This window comes from Sphingorhabdus sp. M41 (assembly GCF_001586275.1).
Classification (GTDB): Bacteria; Pseudomonadota; Alphaproteobacteria; order Sphingomonadales; family Sphingomonadaceae; genus Parasphingorhabdus.
Genome location: NZ_CP014545.1, coordinates 1,128,490 through 1,144,761 on the forward strand (window position 1 = coordinate 1,128,490; position 16,272 = coordinate 1,144,761).

Sequence of the window (16,272 nt, forward strand, 5' to 3'; positions counted from 1 at the left end):
CCTGTCCGGCATGGTTGAGAAGGCATCTTGTCTTGAGTCGGAAAGAGACACCGGCCTTCGCCGGGGTTGATCCCCGCCTTCGCAGGGACAGGCTGTATCGTCCCGCTGCGCATGACGCGGCGCGTCAAATATTTGGTGGCCTATCGCCGGACTCTCTACTAAATAGCGGCCATTCGATTCTAACCACAGGAACAGCCCATGCGCGTCGCTATTGCCTCCGATCATGCCGCCCTTGAAATGAAGGCCGCGCTGGTGGATTGGTTGCAACAGGCAGGTCACGACGTCAGCGATCTGGGACCGATGACCACCGATAGCGTCGATTATCCCGATTATGGTTACAAGCTGGCCGACGAAGTAGCCTCGGGCCGGGTGGACCGGGGGGTCGCGCTTTGCGGATCAGGTATTGGCATTTCGATGGCGGTCAACCGCAATCCCGCCTGTCGCTGCGCGCTGGTGTCCGAGGGCCTCTCGGCGAAACTGGCCCGGGAACATAATGATGCAAATGTCATCGCCATGGGCGCGCGGCTGGTTGGCATAGAAATCGCGAAAGACTGTCTGGACGTCTTTCTGAAAACAGAATTTGGCGGCGACCGGCATCAGCGGCGGGTCGATAAATTGTCCGCACCACAAGTTGAAGGAGCAAGTGCATGAGCAACGTCGCAGATATTCAGGATATCAGGCAGACCGGATTTTTCGACTTTTCGGTCGATGAAAGCGATCCAGCTGTAGCAGGCGCCATTAACGCGGAATTGTCGCGCCAGCAAAATCAGATCGAATTGATCGCTTCGGAAAATATCGTTTCTAGGGCCGTGCTGCAGGCGCAGGGATCGATCTTCACCAATAAATATGCCGAAGGCTATCCCGGACGCCGCTATTATCAGGGCTGCGCGCCGTCGGATGATGTCGAGACGCTGGCGATCGAACGCGCCAAGCAGCTGTTTGATTGCGGCTTCGCCAATGTTCAGCCGCATTCGGGTGCGCAGGCCAATGGCGCGGTTATGCTCGCGCTGGTCAAGCCGGGCGATACGATTCTGGGCATGTCACTCGACGCTGGCGGCCATCTGACCCATGGCGCGAAACCGGCGCTGTCGGGCAAATGGTTCAACGCGATCCAATATGGCGTCAATGATGACGATCACCTAATCAACTATGAAGAAGTCGAGGCTCTGGCGAAGGAGCATCAGCCGAAACTGATCATTGCCGGTGGTTCCGCCTATCCGCGCCAGATTGATTTCGCCAAATTCCGGGCCATTGCCGATGCTGTGGGTGCTTTGTTCATGGTCGATATGGCGCATTTCGCCGGACTGGTGGCTGCCGGGCTGCACCCCAGTCCTTTGGGCTATGCTGATGTGGTCACGACCACGACGCACAAGACACTGCGCGGACCGCGCGGTGGCATGATTTTGACCAATGACGAAGCCATTGCCAAGAAGATCAACTCTGCGGTTTTCCCCGGCCTGCAGGGCGGCCCGCTGATGCATGTGATCGCGGCCAAGGCGGTTGCCTTTGGCGAAGCGCTGCGTCCCGAGTTCAAGAGCTATTCTGCTGCCGTGATCGAAAATGCAAAAATTCTCGCGGCCACGCTCAAGGAACGCGGTGCCGATGTTGTCGCCGGTGGCACCGACACCCATCTGGCGCTGATCGATCTGTCGCCGCTGGGTATCACCGGACGCGACGCGGATGAAGCGCTGGAACGGGCCGGCATCACCTGCAACAAGAACAGCATTCCCAACGATCCGCAGCCGCCGATGAAGACGAGCGGCATCCGGGTTGGTTCGCCGGCTGGTACGACCCGCGGCTTCGGTCCCGCAGAATTCCGGATGATCGGTGACATGGTTGCCGATGTGCTCGACGGGCTGCGCGAAAAAGGCGAGGGCGGTGATCCGGCGGTGGAGCAAGATGTGCGCGAGCGGGTGCAAGAGCTTTGCGACCGCTTCCCGATCTATCAGGATTGATCGGAAAGCCATAACATGCGTTGCCCATTTTGTGCCCATGATGACAGCCAGGTCAAGGACAGTCGTCCAACCGAGGACAATACGACGATCAGACGCCGGCGGCAGTGTGAAAGCTGTGGCGCCCGGTTCACGACCTTTGAACGCGTGCAATTGCGTGAGATCACGGTGGTAAAGAGCGAGGATCGCAAGGAACCGTTCGACCGGTCCAAGATCGATCTGTCGGTTTCGCTCGCTTGCCGCAAGCGCGGTCTGGCGCAGGAGCAGATGGACCAGCTTGTTTCCGGTATCCAGCGACAGCTGGAAACCAGCGGCGAGACCGAAATTCCGTCCCAGAGAATTGGCGAGATGGTGATGGACGGGCTGAAAGCCCTCGACAGTGTCGCCTATATACGTTTCGCCTCCGTCTATAAGGATTTTACGGAAGCCAAGGATTTCAAGGAATTTGCCGGTAGCGTGAAAGACGTCGGCGGAGCGTGATCAACCAGCCCGCGATCATATTGGTCAATCCGCAGCTAGGCCAGAATATCGGCAAGGCAGCGCGAGCGATGCTGAATTTCGGCTTGACCGAAATGCGCATCGTCAAGCCGCGGGACGGCTGGCCAAATCCGGATGCGGGTCCTTCCGCTTCTGGCGCAGATCAAGTGCTCGAACATGCTCAGGTTTTTGAAACGACGGCTGAGGCGGTGGCCGACTGCGCTCATGTCTATGCCACAACCGTACGCAAACGCGGCATGACCAAGCCGGTGCTGACGCCTTGGGAGGCTGCAGAAGACATGGCGCAAGCGAGCGGCAAATGCGCAATCCTGTTTGGTCCGGAACGGTCCGGGCTCGAGGTTGTCGATGTCGAACTGGCACGGAAAATCATTACGGTTCCGATTAATCCGGAATTTGGCTCGCTCAATCTGGCGCAGGCAGTCATCCTTGTGGCTTATGAAATATCCAAGATCGATAGCAGTGCCAATGTTCAGCCGACGCTGGAAAAGAAGACGGCTGAGCCGGCCCCGCAGAAAGAGCTGGATATGTTTTACGAGCATCTGGAGCGAGCGCTGGACAAAAACGGCTATTTCTATCCGGCTGATCGGGCTGTGGCGACGAAGGTTACGCTCCGCAACATGCTGACCAAGCCGGCATGGACGAATGAGGAGGTCAAGACATGGCGCGGTGTTATTTCGTCTCTCGAACGACCGCCTCGCAAGGATAAAGCTGAAAAATAGGCGTCAAACTCGCTATTTGCGCATTTGGTCCCATTTCTGCAATTCGTAGCTGATCGATGTTTCCACCAGCATTTCCCAAATCGCTGCCATAGCCGGCACCGGAACGCGCGCTTCTTCTGCCAGTCGTTTGACATTTTGCAGGACAGCCGCCTTGCGGGCTTCGTCGCGCACGATATTCCGATCTTGCTTGATCCGGGCGGCGGCGTCCATGCAAGCGAAGCGTTGCGCCATCAAAGCGATGATTTCGGCGTCGATGCGGTCGACCTGCTGGCGGACATCGGTCATGGTTTCCATGGGTGGCAATGGCTTGGGATCAATCATGTCAGCGCATTAATCGCCGGTCGATTGAGAGTCGAGACTTGTTGCCGGATTTTGTACGTTTTTCGTGGGGCAATAGAGTTGACAATGGCGGCTTTGCTCGCCATAGGCCCGCTCTTGCAATTGGCCCCGCACCCCGGTGAAGCGGCGGCCGCATCAAGACTCAGGTTTTGATGGTGCGCTCCGGGAAGACTTATAAACAGCAAATGAGGAGTCATTGATATGACCAAACGTACCAGTTCCAAATATAAGCTCGATCGCCGTATGGGCGAGAATATTTGGGGCCGTCCCAAATCTCCCGTCAATCGTCGCGACTATGGCCCGGGCCAGCACGGTCAGCGCCGCAAGGGCAAATTGTCCGACTTCGGTATTCAGTTGCGCGCCAAGCAGAAGCTCAAGGGCTATTATGGCGACGTCACGGAAAAGCAGTTCCGCCGCGCCTATAAAGAAGCCGCAGCGATGAAAGGCGATACCAGCCAGAATCTGATCGGCTTGCTCGAACAGCGTCTCGACATGGTTGTCTATCGCGCCAAGTTCACCCCGACCATCTTTGCTGCCCGTCAGCTCGTCAGCCACGGTCATATCCGTGTGAACGGCGTCAAATGTAATGTTGCATCGCGCAAGGTTGTACCGGGCGACGTGGTCTCGCTTAGCGACAAGGCGCAGGAAATGCTGCTGGTTATCGAAGCACAGAGCCTGCCAGAGCGTGACATTCCTGAATATGTGAATCCCGAAGGCACCGACAAAGTGACCTATGTCCGTATCCCGACATTGGACGAAGTGCCTTATCCGGTGACAATGGAACCCAATCTGGTTGTCGAATTCTATTCGCGCTGATTGTTTTCAACGATATTTACAAAAAAGGGCGGCCCGTTGGAGCCGCCCTTTTTTTTTGATCGTCTGTATAAATGTTATTTGGGCAGGAATTCCGCTGATTTCGTTAGCAGTTCGGCACGGATTTCCGAATTCCACAGACTGTGGGTCGTATTTTCATATTCGTGGTAGGTAACCTCTTTGCCGGCGTCTTGCAGACGGTTTTCCATCAACCTGGAATGCTGCACATCGACGTTCTGGTCATTGTCCCCGTGGAACATCAATACGGGCGCTTTGAACTTATCAACATTCTGCGCCGGTGATCCGTCTTTTACATGCGGACCATCCCCAACAAAATCCCGCACTACCGCGCTACCATAAGTGTTTTTGGCGTTGGTTTTCAGTGTGCTGAGATCGGTGACCGGAGCGATGGCGACGACGGCTTTGAAAAGATCAGGCTCCAAGACAGCGGATTGCAAGGCCGCATAGCCGCCGTAGGACCAGCCGACGATGGACAGTGCTTCGGGCTTGGCGATGCCTTGGGACACCAGCCATTTTCCGGCATCGGTGACATCTCCAATGGATGTGCGCCATGACTGAAAGCCATTCGTCTGGTACCATGCATCACCATATCCGGAGGATCCCCGGAAGTTGGGTTGGATGACGGCAAAGCCTTGGCTTGCAAAAAATTGCGAAAACCAGTCATAACCCCACTCGTCCCGGCTCTCAGGGCCTCCATGCGGCATCACGATGGCAGGCAAGCCTTTTCCATTCGAACCGGGGGGCAAGGTCAGGTAGCCCGGAATCATGGTCCCATCGGCAGCCGGGTAGGATATTGACTGGACGGTCGCCAGAGTTTCCTTTTCCGCATAGGGACGGATCGCCAGAAGCGGCTCCAGTTTCATCTGCGTTCGGTCGAACAGATAATATTGCCCAGGATCCGTGTCAGATGTTGCACGGAGCAGCAATTTGCTTTCATCCATGCTCGCGTCGACGAATCCAATAGAGACATTGTTGGAAAGCGCTTTTGCGAGGCTGTTTCTAAGCTTTTCGAGATCTTCGTCAAAATAATGACCCTGACGGACATCCACGACATAGCTTGCACCTACGATCCGTCTTTTGCGGCCGATACGAATCAAGCCATCAACGTCCACTTCATCATGGGCGAATATGACTTCGGTTTCCCCGCTGCCGTCCAGAGCCTTGGTGACGAGCGCCTTGCGGCCATTCACGGTTTCGTAACCGAATATGCGATTGGTTCCTGGGTCGACGGCATGAGGATTAAAGCCAGTCCGGTCGGCATAATTTAATTCCCCAAGCCGCTCCCAGTCGCCCTCATTCTTGAAAAAATACTTGATTTCTCCGCTGTTCCGCTCGGTTCGTCCAAGTTTCGTCCGCATTCCCATGATCCGGACATTGCCTTCACCGTCGGTGATATATGTCGTTGCTTCATCCTCGGGGCGTTCGACGATTTTCCGTTTGCCAGTGATCGTATCCACCCGTTCGACTGCAAGCCCTCGGGCGCTATTGGCTATCCGTGATCCAACTCGCGATTTCTCGAGATGCCATTGGGTCATCAGGATCGCATTTTCTTCGTCTGGTAGCCAGTCGATTACCTGCCCACCATAAAGCGTGTAACCGATTGTGCCTTGGCGTTGTTTAAGGGTCAGAAGCTTTGGATTGGCGCCATTGGCATCGACCGCGAAAATATTGGAAAAACTGTACAGCTCGCCTGCATATTCCTCGACCCCGCCTACCTGGCAGACCAGACGGGCGTTCGATACCCAGTTGCACCAATGCAAGCTTTCCGGCTCACCGGAGGAACTGGTTACCCGCGTCGGGGTACCCCCCTTGCTGATGTCTATCGTGTATAGATCCATTGTCTTCCCGGGACCGGGAGATACAAACGCCACTTTTGAGCCGTCGGGTGATAGGCTGATATCGGTGACACTCGGTAATGCCCCAAATATTTTGGCTTTTTCATTAGCCGACACCGCCGGGATGGTGAGGGCCGTGGTGACGGCGAGCGAGAATAAAACTATACTATTACGAAACACAAAGACTCCCATTTCCAATATCCAGTTGTGAAACATCGCGAACTCGTCATCGTTTGGCAACCCGGTATCTGAATCCTGAGGCTGCTTGCCTTGCAGAAAATCGTCTGCCATTGAGCACGCAACGTTTTTCGAAACAGAGAATTTCAGAAGGATAGCTTTATGTTGAAACGGTCGCTTTGGGTGCTGCTCGCACCATCGCTGGTACTGGCTGGCTGCACCAAGATCGATGAGGGTGACACGGCGGTAGCGCTTCCCGAAATCGCGGCGCCGGAATTGTCGGTTGAAACGATGAAGTCGATCACCGAAGAGCTTTCCTCTGACGCCTATGAAGGACGCGCGCCCGGTACGGCGGGTGAGGAAAAGACAATCAAGCTGATATCCGAAAAATTTGCTGCAGTCGGTCTGGAGCCGGGAAACAAGGGTGGCTGGTTTCAGGATGTACCATTGGTCGGCATCACCGCGAAAAATATGTCGCCCCTGAAAATCAGCGGCGGCGCCAGCGAATTGTCTTTTGCCTATGGCAGTGAATATGTCGCTTCGAGCTATCAGGAACAGCCGAAAATTGACGTTGCTGACAGCGAAATGGTATTTGTCGGTTACGGCATCACCGCTCCCGAGCGAGGCTGGAACGACTATGCTGGCGTCGATGTCAAAGGCAAGACCGTCGTCATCCTGGTAAATGATCCCGATTTCGGGACCGAAAGCCTGGAAGGCGAATTTGGCGGTCGGGCGATGACCTATTACGGGCGCTGGACCTACAAATATGAAGAAGCGGCACGGCAGGGGGCTGCTGCGGCTTTGATCATCCACGATACCGAGCCTGCAGCCTATGGCTGGAATGTTGTCGAATCGAGTTGGACGGGTGAGCAATTTTACCCCAAGTCGGAAAATGGCGGCGCGGACCAGACCAAATTGAACGGCTGGATTCAGAAAGACGCGGCGGCCAAGGTCTTTGCAGCAGCCGGTCAGGATTTGACCGCGCAAATGGCAGCAGCGAAGAAAAAGGGTTTCAAGGCAATTGATCTGAAGCTGAAAGCTTCGGCTTCGCTCGAGAATGATATCAAGCAAACCGACAGCAAGAATGTCGTCGGCATCCTGAAGGGCAAGACCCGTCCTGACGAATATGTGATCTATACCGCGCACTGGGATCATCTTGGTCGCTGCAAGCCGGCACCCGATGGCGATGATATCTGTAATGGTGCGATCGATAATGCCACGGGCACTGCCGCTTTGGTTGCTCTGGCCGAAGCGCATGTGAAGGCCGGTGCGCCGGATCGCAGCATCATCTTCCTGGCGGTGACCGCTGAAGAATCGGGGCTTTTGGGTTCCAAATATTATGCACAAAACCCGATCTATCCGCTCAGCCAGACCGTTGGCGGCGTGAATATGGATGCGTTCGGCATGGCTGGCCCTGCCAAGAATGTGATTGTTGTCGGCAAAGGCAAATCGGGTCTGGATCGCTATCTCGAAGCGGCGCTGACCGGCGATAGCCGTGTGGCCGAAGCCGAGCCGACACCGGAGAAGGGCTATTATTACCGTTCCGATCATTTCAGCTTCGCCAAGCTTGGCGTGCCGATGATCTATTTCGAAGGTGGCGAGGATCTTGTCGAGGGTGGTCGGGAAGCCGGTGAAGCCCTTTCGAAAGATTATACCGAAAACCGCTACCATGGCCCGAAGGACGAATATGATCCGAACTGGAATTGGGAGGGCGTGATGGGCGATCTGAAAATCTATTATTCCGTCGCGCGGATGCTGGCGATGACCGAAGACTGGCCCAACTGGAACGAAGGCGACGAATTCCGCGCAACGCGGGACGAGAGCCGCGCCGGCAACTGATCCCGGAAGACACGCATGACAAGATGGCCCGCAGAATGGGAGCCGCATCAGGCGGTCTGGATCGGCTTTCCCGGTGATCCGGCGGAATGGCCGCAGGGCCGGGATGCCGCGCAGCAGGAAGTGGCTGGCTTTGCCAATGCGGTCGCCGACAATGGTGCCGGCGAGACAGTGGTTCTCGTGTGCCGTGACGCTGCGGACGCGGAAATCGCGCGGGGGCTGGTCCAGTCCTGCGTCGACGTGATCGTCGAGCCTTTTGGCGACATTTGGTTGCGCGATTCCGCACCGATTTTCGTCACCGGTCCCGACGGGCTTGCCGGTCGGGATTTCGGCTTTAACGGCTGGGGCGGCAAATATGAAATGGCTGGTGATCAGGATATCGGGGCGCGCTTGTCGAAGCGCTTTGGGCTGAGCGATAATGTGCAAGACTGGATATTGGAAGGCGGGGCTATCGATGGCGATGGTTCGGGTCGGTTGGTTACCACCGAGCAATGTGTGCTCAACGCCAATCGCAATGACCAGCTAAGCAGGGAGCAGGCTGCTTCCCGGCTGCGCGAAGCTCTGGCGGTAGAGGATATCTGCTGGCTGGGGGACGGCTTGGTCGCCGATCATACGGATGGTCATGTCGACAATCTTGCCCGCTTTTTCTCGCCCGGCACGGTGGCTATCCCGCAAGCCGAAACCGCCGAGGATCCCAATGCGGATATTTTTGACAATGCCGCACAGCGAGCCCAGTCGTCGGGTTTGAAGGTGGTCCGGCTGCCGTCAGCGGGATTGTACACGATTGACGGCGACATCGCACCGGCAAGCTATATGAATTTCTATATCGGAAATACTGTAGTCGCGGTTCCGCAATATGGAGCGGTGAACGATGCCAGAGCAGTCGATCAGATCGCGGCCCTTTTCCCCGACCGCAAGGCGATCGGACTATCCAGCCAGGCGCTGCTGCGCGGTGGCGGAAGTTTTCACTGCATCTCGCAACAGATCCCGCTGCTGGGGTAACCGGGTCACCGATTTTCGCAAACCTTTGTCAGGAAGGCGCAAGCTGCTACTCTGTGAGGTCTGTTGAGGGGAAGATTGATGCCGAACGGAATCCTGAGCGTGATAAGCGCGCTCACCTATATATTCATTCTGTTGTTCGGGCTTGGACTGGCGGCTTTTGTCGTGCTGTTCATCATCGATATCACCCAGAAACAGGATGCGGTGCGGCGGAACTATCCGGTCATTGGGCGCTTTCGTCATATTTTCTCGACCTTGGGAGAGTTTTTCCGGCAATATTTTTTTGCCATGGACCGCGAGGAATTGCCGTTCAACCGGGCCGAGCGGGAATGGGTTGAAAGAGCCGGCAAGGGCTTGGACAATACGATCGCCTTTGGATCGACCAAGAATCTTGATCCGCCGGGCACGGCAATTTTTGTCAATTGCCCATTTCCTGCGCTTGATAGTGATGCGGCGGAAACCACAACATGCATCATCGGGGAATATTCGAGACATCCCTACGAAGCTACGTCCTTTTTCAACATTTCCGCAATGAGCTTCGGGGCATTGTCTGTGCCAGCGGTTCAGGCCCTGTCGCATGGTGCGAAACTGGCCGGGTGCTGGCTGAATACCGGGGAGGGCGGCCTGTCGCCTTTTCATCTTGAAGGCGGCTGCGATATTGTCTTTCAGATCGGTACGGCAAAATATGGAGTGCGCAATCCGGACGGCAGCATGAGCGATGAAAGATTGCAGGCCGTGGCTGCGCACGATCAGGTGAAGATGTTTGAAATCAAGCTTTCCCAAGGTGCCAAGCCGGGCAAGGGCGGGATATTGCCCGGCGAGAAAGTGAACCGGATGATTGCGGACGTCCGCGGCATAACCGAGGGGCAGTCGAGCATATCGCCGAACCGCCATCCCGAGATCAACAGCGTCGATGAATTGCTCGACTTCATCCATCATGTGCGGGAAGTCACCGGCAAGCCGACCGGGATCAAGGCTGTGGTCGGCGCCTATGGCTGGCTGGAGGAATTGTGCGAGGCAATCCATGAGCGCGGAATCGCGAGCGCTCCGGATTTTTTCACGCTCGATGGCGGCGACGGTGGCACTGGTGCAGCGCCGATGCCGCTGATGGACAATGTCGGACTGCAACTGAAGGAAAGCCTGCCGATGCTGTCCGATATCTTTCACCGCTATGGCCTGCGCGACCGGATCAGGATAATCGCTTCGGGAAAGCGGATCACACCGTCGAGCGCTGCCTGGGCCATTTGTGCCGGAGCGGATTTCGTCAACACGGCGCGCGGTTTCATGTTCTCGCTCGGCTGTATCCAGTCGCTGAAATGCAACAAAAATACCTGCCCGACCGGGGTTACTACCCACAACCCCCGCCTGCAGCGCGGGCTTGATCCGCAGGACAAGAAAGTCAAAGTCGCCAATTACTGCAAGAATATTGTCCATGAGGTGGAAGTGATCGCGCACAGTTGCGGTGTGGACGAGCCGCGAAAATTGGGCAGAAGACATGTGCGGATCGTACAGGATACGGGGAAATCAGTGCCGTTCGACGAACTTTGTCCGCGGCCCGATGTGCTTCTGCAATACAGGCCGTCTATGGAAGCTGCCCGATAATATATATTGTGTCCTGACCGGCCTCGCGTAGGAATGCATACAGGAAAAAATGCCGGAAATCTGAGAGGAATGACATTATGAAGAAATTACTGATGGCGAGCGCGGCGCTGGCGATGCTGGGAGCGGCTGTTCCCGCGGTTGCCAATCACCATGAAAAACACGGTGCCGCGATGACGGACGCAAGCCTGCAAGCTATTCTGGATCATGAGCGCCGCGCCGACGACAAGGCCCGCGATGACCATCGCCATCCGGCCGAGACGTTGAGTTTCTTCGGCGTCAAACCCGGGCAGACGGTCGTTGAATATGGACCCGGCGGAGGCTGGTACACGCGTGTGTTGGTGCCTTATCTCGCCGATAGCGGGCAATATATCGCGATCAACGCGGATAGTTCCAACTCCACTTTTCCCGATCGTGCCCGCGAAGCGCGCACCAAGGGCTGGCCTGAGATCTTCCCTACAACAGCGGCGAAATGGACTGGTACGGATGCCAGCAAGATACTCGCTTTTGAAAGCGACGAACTGCCGGATGATATGAAGGGCAAGGTCGACCGGATTTTGATTTTCCGGTCGCTGCACGGAATGCTGAACGGCAACCGTGCTGACTTCGAACTGCGCGCTTTGCGCGACATGCTGGCCGACGACGGGATGGTCGGAATTGTCCAGCACCGCGCCAAAGCGGATGCCTCCTACGCCATGTCCAACGGTAGCAAGGGCTATCTGAAACAGGCATCGGTCGTGGCATTGTTTGAACTGAACGGTTTCGAGTTGGTCAGCGAGTCCGAAATCAACGCCAATCCCAAGGACACAACCGATTATGAACGCGGCGTCTGGACATTGCCTCCGGTCCTCGCATTGGGTGACACGAACAAAGCCAAATATCAGGCGATTGGAGAATCAGACCGCATGACATTATTGTTTAAGAAACGTCCTTAAACCGCTATCAGGGCTGCTATGACCAATTTAAGCGTAGCGGCCCTGCAGCTGCCCCTCGGTGGCGACGAACAAACGAATATCTATGCCGTCGGCGGCCTTGTCGCCGAGGCGGCGGAGCAGGGCGCGCAGATCATCCTGCCACCGGAACTGTTTGCCGGCCCCTATTTCTGCAAGACCGAGGACGAAGCCTTGTTTGCGCTGGCCCAGCCGGTTGGCGAAAGCGCGCCAGTGCTGGCGATGCAGAAGCTCGCCAGACAACATGGTGTGGCGATTCCGGCCAGTTTTTTCGAACGCGACGGGCAGCATTATTATAATAGCCTTGCGATGATCGATCCCGAAGGCGAGATCATGGGCGTCTATCGCAAGAGCCATATTCCCGACGGCCCCGGCTATGAGGAAAAATATTATTTCCGCCCCGGAAATACAGGCTTCAAGACCTGGGACGTGTTCGGTACCCGGATCGGTATCGGCATCTGCTGGGACCAATGGTATCCGGAGACGGCCCGGGCAATGGCGCTGATGGGCGCAGAAATCCTGTTCTATCCCACGGCAATCGGGTCGGAACCCTATGACGCGGACCTCGACACCAGCCGCATGTGGCGGCGGGCGATGCAAGGCCATGCGGTGAGCAATTGCATGCCGGTAGTCGCCAGCAACCGCATCGGCATCGAAGACGGGCAGGCCTTTTACGGACACAGCTTCATCACCAATGAATGGGGTGATCTGGTGACCGAATATGGTTCGCAGGAAACCGGTGTACTGACGGCATCACTCGATCTCGAACAGGCGCGCAAGCACCGGGCAGGCATGGGATTTTTCAGAGACCGGCGGCCGGAGCTTTACGGGCGTCTGGCCGAGGATATATAGGCTTGATCATGGTGAGATCGTTCGCGTTCTGGTCGTAGCACCGGATACCGACGGTTTTGCTATGGAGACCTTATTCACCACGATAGGGTGGTGTGGTTAGCAAAATATCCTTCACCCGATCATGGAGGGATTTGCTTTTTAGTGCCAGTTCGATCTTGTCGATTGAGGCTATCAGATCGTCGCCTTCTTTATTCAAATCAATGGCGACCTTGACGAGCGCTTGCCAGAGCGGGTTTAGTCTTTTGGTCAGCTCATGTCCCCTTGGGGTGAGGTGAATCTCGTTGCGCCGCCGGTCATTTTTGTCGGGCCGAGAAGATACATATCCGGCTTTCTCAAGCGATTGCCGTGATTGGCTAACGGAAACATGGGTGATCCCCAAAGCTTCGGCAATTTCGCGCACCGACATGGGACCGTTGATTATCAGTTGGTCAAGAAGCCCAAACCAGCGCTGTTCAAACTCCACGCCCATCAAACTATAGGTGCGGGACGCGTCACGGTCGATGGTCGCGGAAAGCCGGCGCAATCGTGCACCGAGGTTTGCACCCCGGGAATCATCGAGATATTTTGCTTTTTTCACCTTGGCTCCAGATCGTCTTGACAACTATGTAGGTGCCTACCTATTAACGGTGTAACATTCAAGCATTGGATTAAACATGTTATATTCGACAGATAGGCGTTCGTTCCTTGCCGCAACTTCTGTTGCTGCTGCCGTTTGTGCGACACCGCTGATGGCTGCTACCGAGGGCGTCAAAGAGCAGGCACGCAGGCTGCTCAGTCGATCCATCGTGATAAATGGCAATATGTTGCCAGGTTTTTCGGATCCAGTGGATGATCCGCAATTTATCTCCGATGTGCGGGCGACGGGTCTTACTGCGGTCAAGCTGAGTGTAGGCGGAGGTGCCGGTACATTTTCTAATACGGTCGAACATATCGGATATATCAACAATCAAATTGCCGCTCATAAAGACGTATATATGCCGGTTTTCTCCATTAATGATCTGGTCGAGGCAAAGCGTAGCGGCAGGGTCGGGATATTCTATGCATTTGAAGATGCTGGCATGCTTGAAGGCAAGGTCGAACGGATCAACTATTTTCATAGTCTCGGCGTGCGGTCGATGCAGCTATCCTACAATGGCGTGTCACCTTTTGCATCGGGTGTTATGTCGACGAAGCCATCGCAGGGCCTGACCAAAAAAGGTGCTGAGGCCGTGATCACTATGAACGGCGTAGGTGTGACGATCGATGTTAGCCATTCGGATGACAAGTCCACGCAGGAGATTGTCGCGCAATCGAGCAAACCGGTGATGATATCGCATGGCGGCTGCGATGCCATTAACCCGCATCCGCGCAACAAGAGCGATGCGATATTGCGGGCGGTGGCAGACCAGGGCGGTGTATTTGGGCAATATGAACTCTCCTATCTGACACCGGGGCTGGAGCAGCAGACACTGGCCGATTATATGCGCCACCTGACCCATGCGCTGAATATTTGCGGAGAAGATCACGTTGGAATCGGTAGCGATGCCTTCATGCTGGCCTTCGATACATCGCCTGAAAGCATGAAGGCGTGGGATGACAGCATCAAGCAACGAGCGGATGCCGGTATAGCGGCACCCGGAGAGGGGCCTCCGCCATTTGCGGTTGGCATGAACGGACCGCACAAGTCACTGGTAATTGCCGAAGGATTGTTGAAAGCCGGATATTCCGAGACTGCAGCAGAGAAAGTGCTGGGTGGCAATTTCCTTCGGATTTTCAAAGAGACGTGGCGTTAGCTTTCAGGACATTCGCAAAAACCTCCTCAAACATCTCCACCGTCAATCGCCGCGTATTCACATTATACCGGCTGCAGTGATAGCTGTCGATCAGGGTGCGGCCATCTGGTAGTTCGTGCTTCGCGCAGTGGGCGAATTTGTGATCGGCGAGTTTTGCGCCGGACAGGCGGATGATGCTGTCATGGGCGACCTTCCCGAGAGCCAGGATGATTTTCAGTTCCGGCAATCCGTCCAGCGCTTTGGCTAGATAGGGTCGGCAATTGTTAATCTCCGCGCCGGTCGGCTTGTTTTCCGGCGGCAGGCATTTCACCGCGTTGAGAATGATGGCACCGTTCAATGTAATACCGTCGGCGGGGTCATTGGCGAACACACCATCGACAAAGCCATATTTGGTGAGAGTGGCAAACAGCGTTTCTCCCGAGGCGTCGCCGGTAAACGGCCTGCCGGTGCGGTTGGCGCCCTCCGTGCCCGGCGCGAGGCCGACGATGGCCAGCCATGCCTCCGGGTCGCCAAAGGCCGGAACCGGGGCGTTCCACCAGTCCGGATGGTCCTTGCGCAAGGATTTGCGCAGGCCGACCAGTCGCGGACAGCGCCGGCAGCCTTTCGGGGCTTCCGCAGCGGGAAGCGGGGCAAAAGGAAGAGGGCCATGATCGCTCACAGCCCCCGCCTAAATTCTATCGGACCTGCGGTCCAGTGGATTAGTCCTTCAGATCAGCCGGTACGATACCGCCCGCTGCTGCAATCTTGTTCATCACCTGCTTGTGCAGCAGGATATTGTCTTCGGCAGAACCGCTATAGTCGCTGTTGCCGAGCTCCTGCGCCAGTTCCTTGCGATTGCCATAGCTGGCATCGATCTGGACCAGCTTCATCAGGTCGACAATCGACGTGCGCCAGTTGAGCTTGTCAGATCCGGGGATGCTGTCCAGCCGTGAAGCGACGTCGACTTCGCTGATCGCCGCGCGCTTGGCTGGTGCCGCTGCGACGGGTGTTGCCGCAACTTCGGGTTCTGCTGCCTTGGCTTCGCCGCCGAAGATTGCGTTCTTAATCTTTCCAAAAATGCTCATATCGTGCTCCATCTTGATTAGCCGGCCTCATTGTCCGACTTTTGCCTGACCATGCCGTTGCATCATCATCTCGGTGTTCCGGTCGATGGAGTCAATTGTCCTTCTTCTGCTGTGGCGGTTGTCAGCCACCAATGGCGTGTAAACACTCGTAAAACCCTTGATCAGGCGGTTTCGCGCCCGAAACTATGCTAAGGACTGGGCAAGCGATGAATCAAACGGGCCGTCAAGGCAAAGAAGGAGAGCAATGATGAATATTATGGAAGTTTTGCAACAGTCGGGCGGGATCGGCACTATGGCCAAGGAATTGGGCATCAACGAGAATGTCGCAGAGGCCGGTGCTGCAGCATTGCTGCCTGCCATATTGGGCGGTTTCAAGAAAACGACACAGGCACAACCAGGCGGTCTGGACGGTCTGGGTGGATTGCTCGGCCAGTTGGGCGGTGGTGGACTGCTCGACAGTGTTCTCGGTACGCAGCCGACCCCGGTCAGCAAAGGCAATGAAGTGCTTGGTCAGATTTTCGGTTCCAAGGAAGTCAGCCGTACTGTCGCTGCTGGCGCAGAACAGCAGACCGGGATCAGCAGCGATTTGCTCAAGAAAATGCTGCCGGTCGTCGCGATGATGGTCGCGGGATATATGGCCAAGCAGAGTGGCGAAAGCGCAGGCAATGGCGGCGGGATTGGCGGTCTCATCGGTGGTTTGCTGGGTGGCGGCAATAATGCGTCTTCCGGCGGTGGCCTTGGTGGTCTCGGTTCGCTGCTTGACCTGAATGGTGATGGCAATCCACTGGATGATATTATCGGCATGGCCGGCAAGCTGATCCGCTAAACCTAGCTCCAACGCAGGAC

Annotated in this window: 17 protein-coding genes; 12 read left to right on the forward strand and 5 right to left on the reverse strand. The window is 56.0% G+C overall.

What is annotated here, in order from left to right; all coding sequences use genetic code 11:
* The first annotated feature begins 198 nt into the window (after window positions 1-198).
* The 4 genes from rpiB to AZE99_RS05445 are packed head-to-tail and all read left to right on the forward strand — an operon-like array spanning window position 199 to window position 3,169.
* Complete coding sequence (gene rpiB / locus AZE99_RS05430; protein ID WP_067198701.1) at window positions 199-651, forward strand: ribose 5-phosphate isomerase B; 453 nt, start codon at window positions 199-201, stop codon at window positions 649-651.
* The gene (gene glyA, locus AZE99_RS05435; RefSeq protein ID WP_067198703.1) at window positions 648-1,955 is read left to right on the forward strand and encodes a serine hydroxymethyltransferase; all 1,308 of its coding nucleotides are present in this window, start codon (window positions 648-650) and stop codon (window positions 1,953-1,955) included. Before rpiB ends, glyA begins: the two co-directional genes overlap by 4 nt.
* A 15-nt stretch (window positions 1,956-1,970) precedes the next feature.
* Window positions 1,971-2,432, forward strand: coding sequence for a transcriptional regulator NrdR (gene nrdR / locus AZE99_RS05440; RefSeq protein ID WP_067198705.1), 462 nt, complete (start codon window positions 1,971-1,973; stop codon window positions 2,430-2,432).
* Window positions 2,429-3,169, forward strand: coding sequence for an RNA methyltransferase (locus AZE99_RS05445; protein WP_067198706.1), 741 nt, complete (start codon window positions 2,429-2,431; stop codon window positions 3,167-3,169). Before nrdR ends, AZE99_RS05445 begins: the two co-directional genes overlap by 4 nt.
* Window positions 3,170-3,181: 12 nt before the next feature.
* Here AZE99_RS05445 and AZE99_RS05450 read toward each other — a convergent pair whose 3' ends face one another.
* Window positions 3,182-3,490, reverse strand: a complete 309-nt coding sequence (locus AZE99_RS05450; RefSeq protein WP_067198708.1) for a chorismate mutase — start codon at window positions 3,488-3,490, stop codon at window positions 3,182-3,184.
* Window positions 3,491-3,709: 219 nt separating this feature from the next.
* Between AZE99_RS05450 and rpsD the strand changes: the two genes are divergently transcribed.
* Window positions 3,710-4,324, forward strand: coding sequence for a 30S ribosomal protein S4 (rpsD, locus tag AZE99_RS05455; protein WP_067198710.1), 615 nt, complete (start codon window positions 3,710-3,712; stop codon window positions 4,322-4,324).
* A gap of 74 nt (window positions 4,325-4,398) precedes the next feature.
* Here the strand turns inward: rpsD and AZE99_RS05460 are convergent, their stop codons facing one another.
* Entirely contained in the window at window positions 4,399-6,468 is a 2,070-nt protein-coding gene (locus tag AZE99_RS05460; protein ID WP_231862695.1) for a S9 family peptidase, read from the reverse strand.
* A 48-nt stretch (window positions 6,469-6,516) separates the two neighbouring features.
* Between AZE99_RS05460 and AZE99_RS05465 the strand changes: the two genes are divergently transcribed.
* The 5 genes from AZE99_RS05465 (at window position 6,517) to aguB (ending at window position 12,590) form a co-directional block, all read left to right on the forward strand.
* Entirely contained in the window at window positions 6,517-8,193 is a 1,677-nt protein-coding gene (locus AZE99_RS05465) for a M28 family metallopeptidase (RefSeq protein ID WP_067198711.1), read from the forward strand.
* A gap of 15 nt (window positions 8,194-8,208) precedes the next feature.
* Window positions 8,209-9,192, forward strand: coding sequence for an agmatine deiminase family protein (locus AZE99_RS05470; protein WP_067198713.1), 984 nt, complete (start codon window positions 8,209-8,211; stop codon window positions 9,190-9,192).
* Between the two features lie 78 nt (window positions 9,193-9,270).
* On the forward strand, window positions 9,271-10,791 hold the full coding sequence (locus AZE99_RS05475) for an FMN-binding glutamate synthase family protein (protein ID WP_067198715.1): 1,521 nt from the start codon (window positions 9,271-9,273) through the stop codon (window positions 10,789-10,791).
* A gap of 77 nt (window positions 10,792-10,868) precedes the next feature.
* Window positions 10,869-11,723 carry a class I SAM-dependent methyltransferase gene (locus AZE99_RS05480; protein ID WP_067198717.1) on the forward strand — a complete coding sequence of 285 codons (855 nt, stop codon included), beginning with the start codon at window positions 10,869-10,871 and terminating at the stop codon, window positions 11,721-11,723.
* A gap of 18 nt (window positions 11,724-11,741) precedes the next feature.
* Window positions 11,742-12,590, forward strand: a complete 849-nt coding sequence (aguB, locus tag AZE99_RS05485; RefSeq protein ID WP_067198718.1) for an N-carbamoylputrescine amidase — start codon at window positions 11,742-11,744, stop codon at window positions 12,588-12,590.
* 70 nt (window positions 12,591-12,660) lie between these two features.
* Here aguB and AZE99_RS05490 read toward each other — a convergent pair whose 3' ends face one another.
* Window positions 12,661-13,167, reverse strand: a complete 507-nt coding sequence (locus AZE99_RS05490) for a MarR family winged helix-turn-helix transcriptional regulator (RefSeq protein ID WP_067198720.1) — start codon at window positions 13,165-13,167, stop codon at window positions 12,661-12,663.
* Window positions 13,168-13,318: 151 nt separating this feature from the next.
* Between AZE99_RS05490 and AZE99_RS05495 the strand changes: the two genes are divergently transcribed.
* Entirely contained in the window at window positions 13,319-14,362 is a 1,044-nt protein-coding gene (locus tag AZE99_RS05495) for a dipeptidase (RefSeq protein ID WP_067198721.1), read from the forward strand.
* On the opposite strand, the gene AZE99_RS05500 is transcribed toward AZE99_RS05495, so the two are convergent.
* Window positions 14,343-15,020 (reverse strand): uracil-DNA glycosylase, encoded by a 678-nt coding sequence (locus AZE99_RS05500; RefSeq protein ID WP_067198723.1) that lies wholly within the window; start codon window positions 15,018-15,020, stop codon window positions 14,343-14,345. The two genes, AZE99_RS05495 and AZE99_RS05500, sit on opposite strands and share 20 nt — an antisense overlap.
* Window positions 15,021-15,060: 40 nt before the next feature.
* Window positions 15,061-15,426 carry a DUF3597 domain-containing protein gene (locus tag AZE99_RS05505; protein ID WP_067203317.1) on the reverse strand — a complete coding sequence of 122 codons (366 nt, stop codon included), beginning with the start codon at window positions 15,424-15,426 and terminating at the stop codon, window positions 15,061-15,063.
* 244 nt (window positions 15,427-15,670) lie between these two features.
* Here AZE99_RS05505 and AZE99_RS05510 point away from each other — a divergent pair, with 244 nt between their 5' ends.
* Entirely contained in the window at window positions 15,671-16,252 is a 582-nt protein-coding gene (locus tag AZE99_RS05510) for a DUF937 domain-containing protein (RefSeq protein ID WP_231862696.1), read from the forward strand.
* Window positions 16,253-16,272 lie beyond the last annotated feature (20 nt).